Here is a 15,815-nt window from a genome sequence, read left to right as displayed (position 1 = left end):
CACCCGCAGCGTCACACATAGTGCTACTGCGGGTGAGTTCTTAAGCGGTGCCACCAACGGTGAGTTCGTCAATTTTCAGACTGGGCTGACCCACCCCGACAGGTACGCTCTGCCCACTTTTACCACAGACACCGACACCCGTGTCTAACTCCAGATCATTACCTAGCATAGAAATTTTTTGCATTACGTCCGGACCATTACCGATCAGCGTGGCACCTTTAATGGGCTGTGTCACTTTGCCATCCTCTATCAGATAGGCCTCCGACGCAGAAAACACAAACTTACCAGATGTAATGTCCACCTGACCACCGCCGAAGTTAGGCGCAAAGATCCCCTTCTTGACCGACGCTATAATCTCACTCTGACTATGTTCACCAGGCAACATATAGGTATTGGTCATTCTTGGCATTGGCAAGTGCGCGTAGGATTCACGCCGGGCATTGCCCGTCGGTGCCACCCCCATCAACCTGGCATTGAGCTTGTCCTGCATATAACCTTTCAATACGCCCTGTTCGATCAGGACGTTATAACCTGCTGGAGTCCCTTCATCATCAATGTTCAATGAGCCTCGGCGATCATTCAGCGTTCCATCGTCCACCACAGTGCACAGGCTGGATGCGACTTGCTCGCCGACACGGCCGCTAAATGCTGACGCTCCTTTGCGGTTAAAGTCACCTTCAAGGCCATGACCAACGGCCTCATGCAGTAAAACACCTGGCCAGCCAGCCCCCAATACCACAGGCATAGTGCCCGCTGGTGCATCAACCGCTTCCAGATTAACCCTAGCCTGGTGAACAGCCTTGGAGACATACTGTTGCCACCGCGGTTTACCATCAACCAACTCGCGGAAATAGTTGTAGTCGAGACGCGCGCCACCACCGGCACTGCCCCGCTCACGACGACCATTTTTAGCCAGTAATACAGAGCAGTTTAAACGCACCAGAGGGCGTATATCCGTTGCAAAGGTGCCATCACTGGCGGCAACCAACACTTCCTCGTATACGGCAGACATTGAACTAACCACCTGCTCAGCCTCCGGAGCCAATTCACGAATGGCGGCTTCTACTTCACGTAATAAAGCGACTTTCTCAGAATCACTCATACTCAGTAACGGTTGAGTTGCCTCAAATTGGGTCGCCGCTTTGACGTCAGTGAACACCTGCACCTGCTTGTCTTCACCTTGCTGTGCAATGCTTCTGGCCGCCATTGCAGCCTGATTTAATGCTTCGATATTAATGGCATCAGAGTAACTAAAACCGGTTTTTTCACCACTTACAGCACGCACTCCCACACCGCGTTCTATGTTGTAGCTGCCCTCTTTGACGGAACCATCTTCCAATACCCAGGTTTCGTGGTAGCTGGACTGAAAATACAGGTCGGCATAATCCACCTTGTGCTGATGAATATATGCCAGCGTCTGCTGTAGCTGCTCCCGGGTTAAGTCACTGTCAGTCAGTAAATGTTGTTCAACGTGCTCGCTACCAAAATTACTCATAAAAATCGCTCTTAAATCGGTTATGTGCCGCTACCGGCATTTTCTGTCGGATGGCGTGCAATGCTGTCAGGTCAACTTGAGCATGATTAATGCCCACTTGGGTTGACGCTTCAGCCAGACAAGTGCCCCAGGGTGACACAATCAGGCTATGACCATAGGTTTGCCGACCATTCTCGTGATGCCCGACCTGAGCCGCAGCAACCACATAACATTGTGTTTCTATTGCCCTTGCCCGTAATAATGTCTGCCAGTGCGCATCTCCGGTCACCGTTGTGAATGCGCTGGGTACCAGTAATACCTCAGCGCCCTGTTCTCGCATCATTTGATAGAGGCCGGGAAAGCGCACGTCATAGCAAACACTCAAGCCCAGACGACCAAAAGGGCTGGCCACAGTGACAACGTCATCCCCGGCGCGGGTCAACCTAGATTCCCGATACTGCCCCGCACTGTCTGCAACATCCGCATCAAACAGATGGATCTTATTATAGCGTGCAACTTCCGTCCCTTCATTGTTAAACAACAAGCTGGCAGCATAATAGCGGCCTTCGCCATCCTTCATGGCGATAGTGCCCGCTGCTAACCAAATATCAAAGTCCCGACAAAGTTGTTGAATTTGTTCGATCCAGTTATGGCTTTCTTCAGCTTGTGCCAACGCCTGTTGTGGCGTTTCACAAAACGCCAGCCATGATTCGGGCAAACACACCAGTGCAGGCTGCTCCAGAATCTGTGTCTCAAGTAGTTCCCGTAGCTGTTTCAGGTTGTGCGCAGGATGTATCCCCGAGCACATTTGCACTGTATAGATATGACAGATACTCATGGCTTTTCCTCTTTAACCGTCGAAGGTTGAGCTACTGTGTTGTCTGTAGCACCTGAGCTGGCGTCCTGTGTGCTCTGCTCAGGTTGCTCAGTTGCTCCCCTTTCATGTTGAGGCTGCACTGGTACTTCGGGTTTATCAGGCTCAGCATCCGGAGGTTTAGGTAATTCAACTTCCCGGCTCTTGCGATCCAGCTCCGTCACGACAGGTTCAGTCATTGTGCCGGTCACCTTAAACTTGATCTCCGAGATCACTCGCGCGGAATGGATCACCTTATCTATTGCTAACGCGGCAAGGCCAGTCACCGGGTTGACCATCCAGCCAACTATTACGGGTAGGCTGGATGTGACCTGAGGCGCCACAGACAGCTCGTAATCAATAGCCTGGCTATTTAGATCGGCATAGCCTTTCGCAGACAGATCGGCTGGCACGCCATCCAGCTGAGTATCCTCAGTGAAAACAACCCCTTTGTTCAACTGAAAAGTGCCATCAATTCGGTTGTAGAAAAACCCTTTTGCAAACACGTCACGAAAGTCCAGCTTGAGCTTACGCACCAACGAATCCAGGCTGAGTAAAGAAAACACTCGTGCACCGTGATCGCTTATCTCCGCCAAATGTCCCTCACCCAGTTGCCATTTAACTTCTCCATCCAAGCTGGCAACATCAAATTCATAAGGAGGTTTAGCCCAGCTCAATGCAAACTCTATATCCGCACTGGAATCCTGAACGCTAGAGGTGATATCAAATTCTTCCATAAGTTGACCAAAATCGTCACTGGTCAGCGTTCCGTTAAAGTTGGTTCGACCATCTCGCCAGCCCCCGCTGCCTTCTAGCAGGTGGTCGCCCTTATCGACACTCAGCTGCTCTATCAATAACTCTTCTCCATTCCCGGCTAATTTCAGGTTGACCTTATCGAGCTGATACTGGGCAATTTTGCAGTCATCACAGTTTAATTCAATAGCCGGCATACCTGCTAACCATTGATGTGATTCTTGAGTGCCTTCAGCTTGTGACGCATCTTGTGCTGTGACCGCATTTTCCTCAATAGGAATGGGGTTCAAACGCAGGTAATCCGCCTGGATCTGAATTGGCTGCGTCGACTTGCTGTCCGGGATTTGCACCTGTGCTCGCAGTTCCTTGCCATTCAATCTGGCCTGTAACCCCTGAGCATCGGGAGTTAAGCTTAATTCGAAGTCACTGACGGCGAGCTCTAGTGCATTCAGCTGCGCAATTTGGGCACGTAACTCACCAAAGGCGGGTAATATTCCCGGCTCAGGGGACGTTTGCTCGACCTGTGCAATGATACGTTCAATAAACGGCAACCAGGGGGCCAGAGAGAGCTGAGGCTGGGTAATCGCGATGTTAAAGCCGGGTTTACTTAATGCACTGTTATCATTGGCAAGAACCAATTGGGCACGTTCAATCAGACCACTATTGTTATCCAGAATGCCGTCAAAATAGAGTTGCTCCCCCAGCGCCACGCTGATCAGGTTGGATATATCATCACCACGCACCTGTGCCTGTAATTGCATACGCTCATTGACCTGCTTACCAACCGGCATGGGTAAATCTACAGCCACGCCCTGCAAGTCTGATGCAAAATTTGCTTCGTAGCTGAATCCTTGCTCCGTAAAATCGAGCATCACACGCCCAGCCAGTAGCGCTTGTCCATCTACAAACCCATTCATCAAACCTTGTGTCAGCGGCATCAGCTTGTCACTGTCTGCATTCAGTCTTGTCTCTATTCCCAAACGGTAACGACTACTGTCTCCCTGCCCAGATAAACTAAATAGCAAAGGCATACCGCGCCAAAGTGCTCGCGTATTCTCCAGCTCAATGTTGTCGTCAATAAAATTAAGCGTACCACTCAGCCTATCGAGTGCCATACCCGGCTGCTGCAAATAGAGCGCATTATCTTTAAATTCCACGGACCCCAGCACATTGACATCCAGTGAGGCCAAATCAATTAACAGGTCAACATTGCCCGTTACATTTCCCTGAACCTGAGCAACCTGAAGAATATCAGCGAGTGGATCCGCGATAGGTGTTGCACTAAAAAAAGCGGCTAACGTGCTGGCCTCTGTAGTATGGGCAATATTCACCGTCAGCAGATCTGTATGCTCAAGGTCAGCCAGGCTGACGACCACCCCGGAATCCAATTCCTGGTTTAACAATGTGCCTTGATTCACAGTGATATCCATCCGCTCATCCGCAAAGTGCAGGGTCACATCACCATCGTGCAAAGCCGCCCAATCAGGTGCAAAAGCAAATTTAGCCTGATCAATACGCGCCAACACTTCAAAACGGCCCTGATGACCGCGATAGGGAAATTGTTCTAACGGTCCGGATAACAGTACCTGAGTATGCCTGAGTCGCCCTCCCTGAATCCCATTATTCAAATAGTCGACCAGGTTTTCATTCATCAGTTGTAGCGGAAAATACCGCCCTGCTATGCTAGCGTCACCACCAAATACATCGGCATAGAGATCAAGTTCTGGCTCATCAAGCAGACGCAAGTGCATCTCCAAAGCCAAGCTCAAGTCATCATTACTAAGCCACAAGTTATCCGATAAAACATGCCATTGCTGCGCATCGTCGAGGTAAAAATGAATATCGCCATTGAGCTCATTGACTGCCAGTGGAGCGACAAACTGTTCTTCCACCTGCATAGTTTGGTTCTGAGCACTCACGGAGACCACGCCACGTTCGGGCATCAGTGTCAGTTCAGCATTCAATCCGGAAAAGCCAGGGATCCCACCATCTTGCAACCAGCCAATATCCTGCAGGGCCAACCACATCGACATAGGTTTGTCGTCTTCAAGTGACAGTCTGGCCGCAGTGACCTGGCCAAATGGAGAAAGTGTTTTCACTTGCTTTGCCCAGTCAAAGTGTGTCAGCGACACAAGCTGAGCAACAAAAGTCAGATCCAGTTGCTGCATCCACAAGGTGCGCTCATTCTCGCTAAATTGCCCCTGAATACTTAACGGCGCAAGGCTTTGCTTGTCGCGTGATAGCTGTAACTCGGAGCTGCTCAGCGCCCACCCACCTTGCGCTGGCTGCAAGTAGAGAGACCCACCTTGCACTGCCAGCTGCTTGTCGACTTGCTCCTGCTGCCAGCTAATATGACTGGGTAACCAATCCACTAAGACATCTTTAAGTTGCCCTTGCTCCAACTGCGCCCAAAGCTGCATATTAACACTGGAGTTGACATCGCTGTACTGAGGGTCAAGGTAGGCCTGTAGCCAACTCATTATTTCAACCTGTTGCGCGTCGATAAAGATATCGCCCGCCATGGCTTTAAGTTGCTGACCATGGAAGCGAAAGCGCGCGTTGAGTTGCCCCTTAGCAAGTCCGGGCAACGAGATTTGCCCCTCTCCATGATGCATGTCTGCACTATTTTGCCAGATCAGATCTGGTACCAGTAAAGTATGCGAAGTGTCGTCACTGAGCAGTAAAGTCACCTGGCTATTCTGAACAGCAAAATGCCCGGTGTCGCCCAGAAACAGTTCTTCAATCAACGCATGTTGCTCAAACTCCCCGCTGCCTCCCTCCATATCGGTTGTCATCGCATCAATATCTAGCGTGGCATCAAATCCATCAAGCACAAAATAATTTGAAACCAGTCGCCACTGTCGAACGGATTCAACCAGATTGAGCTGCAGGCTGGTTTGTGCAATATGTAAAGAAATTGGCGAGAGAAGGTTGTCTTCAAAACTGACATCACGTAATACCAGTGCTGGCCCATTGCCCTGCCAGCTGGCACTGATACTTCCGATATTTAACTCGACCCCGAGCTGCTGGTAGAGCAGCGACTCGATGTCGTTTTTATACTCATTGGCGTAAGGCAGGCTATATTTAACCAGGGACACCAAGACGGCAAGCAACACCAATGTGACCGCAAACACCTGCCACATCTTTCGCACACAAAAAAAGCAAACCGTCTTTACTTGCATCATGTCACTACATCATGACGACATCAAACTGCTCCTGGCTGTACAGGCTCTCAGTCTGAATGTTGACTTGCTTACCGATAAACAATTCCAGTTCTGCCAGATTGTGATATTCGTCATTGACCAGGGCTTCGCTGACTGCCGGTGATGCGTAGACCATAAACTTGTCAGCGTCGTAGGCACGATTAACACGCACAATTTCGCGTAAGATTTCGTAACAAACAGTTTCAACTGTCTTGAGTGAACCGCGACCTGAGCAGGCAGGGCACACGTCACACAGAATGTGCTCAAGACTTTCTCGCGTGCGCTTTCGAGTCATTTCAACCAAACCCAGCGCGGATAAACCATTGATGTTAGCCTTCGCCCGATCTTTTGCCAGTGCCGTTTCCAGCGAATGTAAAACCCGGCGCTTGTGCTCATCCGAAATCATATCGATGAAGTCAATAATGATAATGCCACCCAGATTACGCAGCCTGAGTTGTCTGGCAATGGCTGAAGTCGCCTCAACATTGGTATTAAATATAGTTTCTTCGAGGTTGCGATGGCCAACGAACGCACCCGTATTCACGTCAACTGTAGTCATGGCTTCAGTTTGATCAAATATCAGATAACCGCCCGATTTCAATTCGACCTTACGGTGCAGTGCTTTTTGAATTTCTATCTCAACATCAAATAAGTCGAAGATCGGACGCTCGCCCGGGTAGTACTCGAGCGTTTGTGACAACTGAGGGACGAACTCTTCTGTAAAATCTTTTAGCTGCTGGTAGGTCAGTTTAGAGTCAACACGGATACGCTCCATGTCTTCACCAACATAATCTCTGAGAGTGCGAAATGCGAGTGTCAGATCCTCATGGAGGATACTGGCTTTGCTGGTTTTTCTACGGCGCTTGATGATTTTTTGCCAAAGCTTCTTCAGAAACTCAGCATCATGCTGCAACTCAGCTTCTACCGCCCCTTCTGCCGCTGTGCGCACAATAAAACCGCCATTTTCATCATTGTACTGAGCAACAATTTTTTTCAGTCGACCACGCTCTTCTTCCGTTTCAATACGCTGGCTGACACCCACATGAGTCGCATCCGGCATAAACACCAGGTAACGTGATGGAATGGTAATGTCTGTCGTCAGGCGAGCACCTTTAGTGCCGATAGGATCTTTCACCACCTGCACCATAATAAACTGGCCCTGTTTTACCAGTTCACGAATATCCTGGACCTTCTTGATCGGCTGGTCGTCGACGCCCTCTTCAATCGAAGCACTATTAACAATATCGGATGCATGTAAGAAAGCGGCTTTCTCAAGGCCTATGTCTACAAAAGCGGCCTGCATACCTGGCAGGACTCGGCTTATTTTGCCCAGATAGATATTACCTACAATACCGAGATTACCAACTCGCTCTACTTGCACCTCTTGTAAAACACCATTTTCAATGAGTGCAACCCGGCTTTCGCTGGGAGTCACATTGATCAATAACTCACTACTCATCTACACCCGCCATAAATGCTTTAATCAGTTCATCCGTCTCGTATAAAGGTAAGCCGACAACAGCGAAATAGCTACCTGACAACTGAGTAACAAAACGCCCACCTAACCCTTGAATGCCATAGCCTCCCGCTTTATCGTGCGGCTCTCCACTTTGCCAGTATTGCTCAATTTCTTTTTCATTCAAGGGTTTAAATGTAACATCTGTTATCACCGTTCGGCTTAGGATCCGATCTGTACCGGCAACGGCAATTGCAGTCATAACTTGATGCGTTTTACCAGATAGCGCCTGCATCATGACGATAAAGTCATGTTTGTCTTTGGGCTTACCCAGCGCCTGTTGTCCGAGCACGACAATGGTATCACTGCCCAGTACAGGTGCATCCTGATAGCCCATAGCAACGCCACTTGTGGCCTTCAGCCGCGCCAGTCGTTCGACATAAAGCAACGGTGCCTCACCGGGTAATTGGCTTTCGTCTGCATCTACAGAAAATTGCGAGAAAGAATAGCCGAGTTGAGTCAACAACTCACGCCTGCGTGGCGATGCTGACGCCAGATAAAGTGTCGGTGTCATTAACGGATCCTAAAATGCCTGCGATACTTGCGTAATAGCAGGAAAACCCAAGGCCAGCACAGCATACCTATCAAGGCCGGCCATAAATATCTCGGGTTGAAATAAATGTCTAACAAGAAATGGTTCAGCCAAAATTGCAGCAAGTGATACAAAGCTAAAAACAAGCCAATAAGCACTGCCTGCTGCCAGATTGAGAAGTTCCTAATCTTTTGAAAATTACTGGTCGTGATATACACACAAATGGAATAGGTGAGTGAGTTCACACCCAACGGAGAGCCTGTTGCCAGATCCATAACCAGCCCGGTACACCATGCCCAGCCAATATTGACACGATGCGGTAAGGCAATAGACCAGTACATTAATACCAGTAAGACCCAGTCGGGCCTAAATGGTTCAAAGGATATAGGCAGCGGCATCAGTGCCATAATTAATGCAATAAACAGGCTCAGTGCTACCAGAGCATAACTTCGGTTCATACTCACTGCTCCTCTTTGGCCATTTTACCCAAGATCACGAGCAAACGAATACGATCCAACTGTGCAACCGGCTCTGCATAGACTTTGGAAAAAGGGAGTCCCTCGTCGCGATCTATCTCGGTCACCACAGCAACGGGGTACCCCTCCGGAAACGTGCCGCCGAGTCCGGACGTAACCAGGATATCTCCCAAACGAATATCCAGGCTGTGTGGTACATGCTGCAATTGCACCAGGTTGATTTTGCCTGTGCCTTCCACCACAGTACGCACATCATTACGAAGGATACGTACAGGTGTAGCATGGGTCGTGTCAGTCATGAGCAATACCCGGGACGTGGTACTGCCAACCTGGGTAAGCTGGCCAACGATCCCCATTTCATCAATCACTGGCTGACCTTCCAGCACGCCATCAATAGCGCCCCGATTGACCACCACCTGATGACTATAGCGACTCGAACGCACCGATAAAACTTCCGCAATTAAACGCTCCCTTTGTTGCCGGGAAGATGCACCGAGTAAAGCTCGTAGTTGCTGGTTTTCACGTAACAGAAATTGATACTGCTGCAATTGCTCACTTTGCAGTAACTGTTTTTTACGGAGTGCTTCGTTTTCCTGAAATAACCTGTCGCGGGTATCCAGGCTTTTGGCACCCAGACTAAAAACTTCATAGGGAACATTCGCCACATAGAGCAGCGGGCTTACCAGAGTATTCAGGCTGGTTCTGACTAAGGTACCGCCTGAAGTATAGCGATCTCCCAGGATCAGCAGTACGCTAAGCACAACTGCGACCGTAAGTCGCAGTTGTAAAGAAATAGTACGTCCAAATAGCAGGTTCATCAGTCGTAACTAAATACGTCACCACCGTGCATATCTATCATTTCAAGGGCTTTACCACCACCACGGGCAACACAGGTCAGAGGGTCTTCAGCCACCACAACCGGGATCCCGGTTTCTTCCATCAGCAAACGGTCCAAATCTTTAAGCAGTGCACCACCACCGGTCAGCACCATGCCGTGCGCTGAGATATCCGACGCCAGTTCAGGCGGAGATTGCTCCAGAGCAACCATTACCGCGCTCACAATTCCCATCAACGGCTCTTGTAAGGCTTCTAAAATTTCATGAGAGTTCAGTGTAAACGAGCGTGGTACCCCTTCAGCCAGGTTACGACCACGGACTTCAATTTCTACCGGAGTTTCACTCTTGAAGGCTGAGCCAATCTCGTGCTTAATGTGCTCGGCGGTAGCCTCACCAATCAGGCTACCAAAGTTACGGCGCACATAGTTGATAATGGCTTCATCAAATTTGTCACCACCAATTCGAACAGACGATGAATAAACCACACCATTCAGTGAGATGATTGCCACTTCCGTGGTTCCCCCACCGATATCGACTACCATGGAACCTGTTGCTTCTGAAACAGGTAATCCGGCGCCAATTGCCGCCGCCATCGGCTCTTCAATGAGATATACCTCTCTGGCTCCCGCACCCATTGCGGACTCGCGAATGGCACGCTTCTCAACCTGTGTTGCACCACAAGGAACACAGATCAGCACTCGAGGGCTCGGACGCATAAAATTATTATTGTGCACCTGCTTGATGAAGTGCTGCAGCATCTTTTCCGTCACATAGAAGTCGGCGATCACACCATCTTTCATAGGTCGAATGGCTTTGATATTACCAGGCGTACGACCCAACATTTGCTTTGCGGCAGTACCCACAGAAGCAACGCTCTTTGGTCCACCCGCACGTTCCTGACGGATCGCAACAACGGAAGGCTCGTTCAACACGATCCCTTCTTCTTTCACGTAAATCAGGGTATTTGCCGTACCTAAGTCGATCGACAGGTCATTTGAAAATAGTCCACGTAGTTTTTTAAACATGAGGCTGGGTAACCTTTAAGAATTCTTTTTGCAAACCATACAGTGACTTACGTCACTGCGTTGAAATATTTCTCTGTGTGTCAAAGACACAGTCGCACAGGCATGAATAACGCTGCCTCATTGGCGTGCTAAAACAGCCTTAACGCTCTCGTACTAATCTAAATCCAATATAATTGGCCCGAAAATCAGGGGCCAGCGCCAAACGCGTGGATACCCGAGCAAGACTCGGTGCGAAGTTCCAGGCGCCTCCACGTACCGTCACATCATCTTGCGACGCGCGTTTCTGTGTCCACTCCCAAACGTTGCCTACCGTGTCATACAGCCCATAAGCATTTGCTGCAAACTGACCTACGGGCGCCGGGCTTTTATTTGACCATTCACTGCCACACCAGCCACAGTTTGCCTGATTACGGCCGATTTCATTGCCCCACGGGTATTCAGAAGTGGTATCACCCCGAGCTGCATATTCCCATTCAACCTCGTTAGGCAAACGGTATTGCATCCCCTGATCGCCAGATAACCAATTCGCATAGGCTTTAGCATCTTCATAAGAGACACAGACAACAGGAAAATCGTCAGCTTGTTGATACCCAGGCGTGCGCCAGTTGTAATCTATTTCCCAGACAGGCTCGCCATTTTTATAGTGTGCACAACCCTTGCCTTTCTCTGCCTCAGTAACATACTGAGAACTTTCGATAAAACGGCGAAATTCAGAAACCGTGACTTCTTTGCTTTGCATCACATATGAATGGCTAAGCACCTTTTCTACAACTGGACGTTCATTGGCCAGACCATTACCTGTCAGGTCTCCCATTTTAAAGCTACCAGCAGGAATGATCACCGTTTCATTAATGACCCTGTCCGGATTCACTACTTTAACGGGTTGTGATACGACGACTTGTTGTGCTGGCTGAGTTTGCTCGCTTTTTGGTGTCGGTGCAGCAATCGACTCAGGCTTTTTTACCAGCCGGGCGTTTAAGGTCCGGGCTCGTCGCAAATTAAGGTTGGCCTTATAAGGTTCATATCCCAGTTTACGTACTTCGATGTCATGCATACCGGCGGGCAGATTCACCACCAGCTTGGTCGAGCCATAACTGACACCGTTAATAAAGACTTCGTCGTCATACACATTGGAACGCAAAGTCAATTCAACCTCACGATTCTTTGGTGGCTGAGGCGCTATCTCCGTGGTGATATCGGGAGAGACAGGCATTCTGGCTACGCTGACCACCGGTTTACTCTGAGGTAAGTCATTTGAAAATGTTAGCTGTTCATCACTGTATGTTGTCGGATAATTGGCCTGATATCCCAGCGCAAGCGGTGAGCCATACTCACTGCAATAACGGTTATCTAAATTCAGCAGGCTACACAAGCGACTGTTATTCACATCGCCACGCATAGTCACACTCAGATTGACGCTGTAATTGCCCTGACCACTGAACGCACTGCCAACCACATGACTGCTGACAACCTGTACCTGCGCACCTGCCAGATGACGCTTAGGTTCAACAACTCGTTGCTCCGTCAGGTTAGCGAAAATTTGGTCAATAAAATGCTTGGTCGCTTTTTGCAGGCCCAATTGCTGGCCTCGTTGTTCACACGCTGCCAACGTTTCGGTCCGCTTACAATTGATTGTATGGTCCACCTCTAACGTGCCTTCACGGCTAAACTCGTTCCGCAAACGCTCAATTCGAGCGGTGCTGAGCTGGTCATTCAAACTGGCGATGGTGTTAACTAAGGTGTGCTTGGTAACGCGGATTTGCTCAATGTCTTTACGGTGTGATGCAATCGCCGCCAACTGCATTACAATGTCTTCTTTGTTCTGTTTATGCTCTGCAACTGCCTGCTGATATCTGCTCTGTGCCGCTGAGATATCCAGAGAAGGATCATCAATCAAGCGCCGATAAATATCATTCATTGCATCAAGGGCCTGGTTTTTTTCTTTATCCAGCTCCGCGGAACGCTGTCGCAACAGGTCGAGCTGTGCCTGCAAGCGAGTTTCTTCACTCAAGTGCTTATCAAGTACTTGAGTATAGTTATCTAATTCAGCTTGCTTTTCAGTACGCTCAGATTCAATGGCAGTCACAGTTGCAGTATCTTGCGCCGACACACTTAAAGATAAAAGGGTCGCAGAGACAAAAAGAGATAAAGGAGCAATTTGCATAAATTCCATTCCCAACAGCGGCAGTTGTTTGGTCTTTGTTATTTTTTATAATTTAGCGCTTAATGCTATGTACTTAAGAAGTAAAACACAAGCCTAGCACAATTAATATCTGAGTTTACAACTATTAGCCACTTCCTTACCAGTGTTCTACTAAGATTTTCATGAAATAATAACGGCTATTCGACACCAAAGAACACAGACTGAACCTGAGATGGACAAGCTTGAATTTCCTGAGTCTCCGTTACAACAGATCCGGGCACCTGAACTCGACACTGCAGGCGTTTCGTTGCAAATCAAGCGTGACGATCTGCTTCATCCGACTATTCAGGGCAATAAATGGCGTAAGCTCAAATATAACCTCAAGGCCATGGCACAGGAAAACAAACGTGCTCTGGTTACCTTTTCCGGTCCCTTTTCAAATCATCTGTATGCCACCGCGATGGCCTGCAAACAATTTAATATTCATGGACATGCCGTGATCCGAGGCCCTGAGCTGGATTTGAATAATCCCACAATTCGCTTGGCGCACGCCTGTGGGATGGCCTTACATGCGGTTTCTCGCAAAGAGTACCGGCGACGCAATGAGCCAGATTATCTGGCACAAATAGAACGGCAGTTTCCCGACGCCTTTGTCATTCCCGAAGGCGGTAGTAATCACTTTGCCCTTGCCGGCTGTAAAGAGCTTGCACTGAGCCTGCCCGACAGCGATTATGTGTGTTGCGCTGTGGGTAGCGGCGGTACACTGGCAGGCATACTGGAAGGGCTTTCACCTGACTGTCAGTTATTGGGGGTAGCAGTGTTAAAAGGAGCACAGTACCTGCGCGATGAAGTAATACGGTTAAATCCGCAAGCAGCCACACGTGCCAACTGGCAGCTGCTGTGTGACCATCATGATGGTGGATATGGCAAGTTTTCAGCCCCATTGTGGCAATTTTGCCTTCGTATGCGTCGGGAGCATTCATTACCATTGGAGCCCATATACACAGGTAAGTTGATGTTTGCGCTTTGGCAGTTGATAGGGCAAGGATATTTTCCTCGTGGCAGTCGGATCATTGCGATCCACAGTGGCGGATTACAAGGCTTAGACGGCTTGCGCTACCGTGGGCTAATCTAAACTCGTAACGGCTCCCCAGCCCGGCGGAGAGAGCCCGCGTTTGCCACGCACGTGGCGTTTTGTGAATCGCATGAAGAAGTCTACAGGCTTATCTCACTACGAGCGGCAGGCATACTGCTCTAGACTGAGTGCTATACACTTAGAGCGTGATAATTACAGGCTTTGTTCCAGTTGTAGCAAAGGAGCGCTAAAATAATAGCCCTGAGCCCCATCCACCCCCAGGTTGGTGATACACTCAAACTCCTCTTTGGTTTCTACACCAACCGCGTAAACCGGTATCCCAAGTAATTTAGCCTGAGACACAACCTGACGAACGACACTACGCCGTTTGGCGGAATGATGCACTTCATGGATCAGCTCAAAGGCCAGTTTGAGCGCCGTTATCTTGCCAAACTCACGCAGTGCCTCAATTTTCACCGGCGCATTGACGTGATCCAAGACAAATCGACACCCCTGCTCAGACAAGCTAGTCAATACCTGAGCGCAGTATACTTCATGTTGATAGAAATCCTGTAATGTAAGTTCAAACGCAATATCCGTTGCCCGCCCCGACTCAGCCACTTGTTCACTAAGCCAGGCGACAAAGTCCCTATTACTCCAATTAAGTACATGTAAATTCAGACTAACAGAAAAGCCTACAGGTTCTTTAGACAACGCATTTAACGCGTGGCGAACCATGGTTTTATCCAACATCAGCAGGTGATCTGCCTGATGAATTTTGTGAATAAACTGCCCGGCAGACATGAGCCCCAGTGAGCGGTGACGTACACGTAACAGCGCTTCACTTTGGATCACATCTTGTTGAGCAAAGCCAAACAAAGGCTGGAAGAACAACATAAAGCGCCCTGCTTTTATGTCATCAATGATTTCACTTTCGGCACGACGCAGACTGGTGCTCAAAGTATGATTCAGGGGCATGATATGTACGTGCTGCCAGACATTGCTCTGCGCTATACTCAGCGCCGAACGGACAACCTGATAAACCATTGCCTGATCAGCCCCTTTAGCGTAAAAACACACCCCGCATTTCACCGCGCTTCGTGACAGGTCTGGGCGAAAAGACAGCAAAGCCTGATAGACTACCTCATGGATCCGTCGAGCCAGCGCATCGACATCCACTTTGTCAACCGGCGCCAGCGTCATCACCAAAGCGCCAGACGATAAGTATTTACAAGAGCACCGCTCATACTTTGAGAAACACCGCGCCAGCGTGACACTAAAATGGCTTTGTGGATCCAAATCGTCAGGCAATGCCAGGCGCCATTTTACCATCGCAAAAACAGACACTTTTCGGCTTTCTTCCACTGCTTGTACTTTCATTTTCGGGACCGGTGCTAAGTCTGAGGTAATGGCCCGAGCCTGAGAGGCAGACAATTCAGAACGGGAAAGCCCTCCCATCCACCTGGAAAACAGGTATCCAGCTCCCAAAATGAGTAAGTTCATAAACAGGACAACGGGTAAACAGTCTTCTAGTATCGGAGCGGGTGACAGCGCCAGCGTTTGCTCAGCAAACTGGAAGGTCTCACTCTCAGTCGCCCACAGCCAAACGGGTGCGGCCTGGTCTTCACTGATAAAGCCGTAGTGGCGGATCAAGGTAGAAAACTCACCAACCTGTTGCGCCGAAGAGGATGCGTCTAACTGCGCCAGGTGACTTTGTAACTGCCCGGCCTGTTGCACTACCTGCGCATGTGTGAATTGCCATAGCGCGCCATTAACCAACAACCAGACAACTCCCATCACCGCGCGTATTCCCCACCCGGTAAATATCTCTTTGTCTGCTTTAACTAGTCGACGCATGCTACTACACAAGCCAATAAACCCTGTATCAAGTTTTGTTCAAGACAGACTAAAACTCAAGTTGCCTGAAGC

General features: G+C 49.2%; 11 protein-coding genes. 1 reads left to right on the top strand and 10 read right to left on the bottom strand.

Annotated features, from left to right (window positions below; all coding sequences use genetic code 11):
* Positions 1-40: 40 nt before the first annotated feature.
* The 9 genes from tldD to NH568_RS13075 all read right to left on the bottom strand — a co-directional run bounded on the left by tldD (position 41) and on the right by NH568_RS13075 (position 12,832).
* Entirely contained in the window at positions 41-1,495 is a 1,455-nt protein-coding gene (gene tldD / locus NH568_RS13115) for a metalloprotease TldD (RefSeq protein ID WP_253048057.1), read from the bottom strand.
* Positions 1,488-2,312 (bottom strand): carbon-nitrogen hydrolase family protein, encoded by an 825-nt coding sequence (locus NH568_RS13110; RefSeq protein ID WP_253048055.1) that lies wholly within the window; start codon positions 2,310-2,312, stop codon positions 1,488-1,490. Before NH568_RS13110 ends, tldD begins: the two co-directional genes overlap by 8 nt.
* Entirely contained in the window at positions 2,309-6,265 is a 3,957-nt protein-coding gene (locus tag NH568_RS13105) for a YhdP family protein (protein ID WP_253048053.1), read from the bottom strand. Before NH568_RS13105 ends, NH568_RS13110 begins: the two co-directional genes overlap by 4 nt.
* Positions 6,266-6,269: 4 nt before the next feature.
* Complete coding sequence (gene rng / locus NH568_RS13100; protein WP_253048052.1) at positions 6,270-7,742, bottom strand: ribonuclease G; 1,473 nt, start codon at positions 7,740-7,742, stop codon at positions 6,270-6,272.
* Complete coding sequence (locus NH568_RS13095) at positions 7,735-8,313, bottom strand: nucleoside triphosphate pyrophosphatase (RefSeq protein ID WP_253048051.1); 579 nt, start codon at positions 8,311-8,313, stop codon at positions 7,735-7,737. Before NH568_RS13095 ends, rng begins: the two co-directional genes overlap by 8 nt.
* Entirely contained in the window at positions 8,313-8,789 is a 477-nt protein-coding gene (gene mreD / locus NH568_RS13090; protein WP_138550208.1) for a rod shape-determining protein MreD, read from the bottom strand. The genes NH568_RS13095 and mreD overlap by 1 nt, the downstream gene beginning before the upstream one ends.
* 2 nt (positions 8,790-8,791) lie before the next feature.
* Complete coding sequence (mreC, locus tag NH568_RS13085) at positions 8,792-9,625, bottom strand: rod shape-determining protein MreC (protein ID WP_253048050.1); 834 nt, start codon at positions 9,623-9,625, stop codon at positions 8,792-8,794.
* Entirely contained in the window at positions 9,625-10,668 is a 1,044-nt protein-coding gene (locus NH568_RS13080; RefSeq protein ID WP_054014269.1) for a rod shape-determining protein, read from the bottom strand. The genes mreC and NH568_RS13080 overlap by 1 nt, the downstream gene beginning before the upstream one ends.
* Positions 10,669-10,807: 139 nt before the next feature.
* Positions 10,808-12,832 carry an SUMF1/EgtB/PvdO family nonheme iron enzyme gene (locus NH568_RS13075; protein WP_253048048.1) on the bottom strand — a complete coding sequence of 675 codons (2,025 nt, stop codon included), beginning with the start codon at positions 12,830-12,832 and terminating at the stop codon, positions 10,808-10,810.
* Between the two features lie 211 nt (positions 12,833-13,043).
* Between NH568_RS13075 and NH568_RS13070 the strand changes: the two genes are divergently transcribed.
* A complete protein-coding gene (locus NH568_RS13070) occupies positions 13,044-13,946 on the top strand; it encodes a pyridoxal-phosphate dependent enzyme (RefSeq protein WP_253048046.1) in 903 nt (300 codons plus the stop codon).
* Between the two features lie 153 nt (positions 13,947-14,099).
* Here NH568_RS13070 and NH568_RS13065 read toward each other — a convergent pair whose 3' ends face one another.
* Entirely contained in the window at positions 14,100-15,743 is a 1,644-nt protein-coding gene (locus NH568_RS13065; RefSeq protein WP_253048044.1) for an EAL domain-containing protein, read from the bottom strand.
* Between the last annotated feature and the right edge of the window lie 72 nt (positions 15,744-15,815).

Source organism: Pseudoalteromonas sp. XMcav2-N, from assembly GCF_024124545.1.
Lineage (GTDB): Bacteria > Pseudomonadota > Gammaproteobacteria > Enterobacterales > Alteromonadaceae > Pseudoalteromonas.
The sequence above is the reverse complement of the archived record's forward strand: the minus strand, read 5'-3'. Positions and strand labels throughout refer to the sequence as shown.

What these genes read in the sequence shown, in the direction of transcription:
- tldD (WP_253048057.1), bottom strand. Translation starts at nt 1,495, where the DNA reads ATGAGTAATTTTGGTAGCGAGCACGTTGAACAACATTTACTGACTGAC.
- NH568_RS13110 (WP_253048055.1), bottom strand. Translation starts at nt 2,312, where the DNA reads ATGAGTATCTGTCATATCTATACAGTGCAAATGTGCTCGGGGATACAT.
- NH568_RS13105 (WP_253048053.1), bottom strand. Translation starts at nt 6,265, where the DNA reads ATGATGCAAGTAAAGACGGTTTGCTTTTTTTGTGTGCGAAAGATGTGG.
- rng (WP_253048052.1), bottom strand. Translation starts at nt 7,742, where the DNA reads ATGAGTAGTGAGTTATTGATCAATGTGACTCCCAGCGAAAGCCGGGTT.
- NH568_RS13095 (WP_253048051.1), bottom strand. Translation starts at nt 8,313, where the DNA reads ATGACACCGACACTTTATCTGGCGTCAGCATCGCCACGCAGGCGTGAG.
- mreD (WP_138550208.1), bottom strand. Translation starts at nt 8,789, where the DNA reads ATGAACCGAAGTTATGCTCTGGTAGCACTGAGCCTGTTTATTGCATTA.
- mreC (WP_253048050.1), bottom strand. Translation starts at nt 9,625, where the DNA reads ATGAACCTGCTATTTGGACGTACTATTTCTTTACAACTGCGACTTACG.
- NH568_RS13080 (WP_054014269.1), bottom strand. Translation starts at nt 10,668, where the DNA reads ATGTTTAAAAAACTACGTGGACTATTTTCAAATGACCTGTCGATCGAC.
- NH568_RS13075 (WP_253048048.1), bottom strand. Translation starts at nt 12,832, where the DNA reads ATGCAAATTGCTCCTTTATCTCTTTTTGTCTCTGCGACCCTTTTATCT.
- NH568_RS13070 (WP_253048046.1), top strand. Translation starts at nt 13,044, where the DNA reads ATGGACAAGCTTGAATTTCCTGAGTCTCCGTTACAACAGATCCGGGCA.
- NH568_RS13065 (WP_253048044.1), bottom strand. Translation starts at nt 15,743, where the DNA reads ATGCGTCGACTAGTTAAAGCAGACAAAGAGATATTTACCGGGTGGGGA.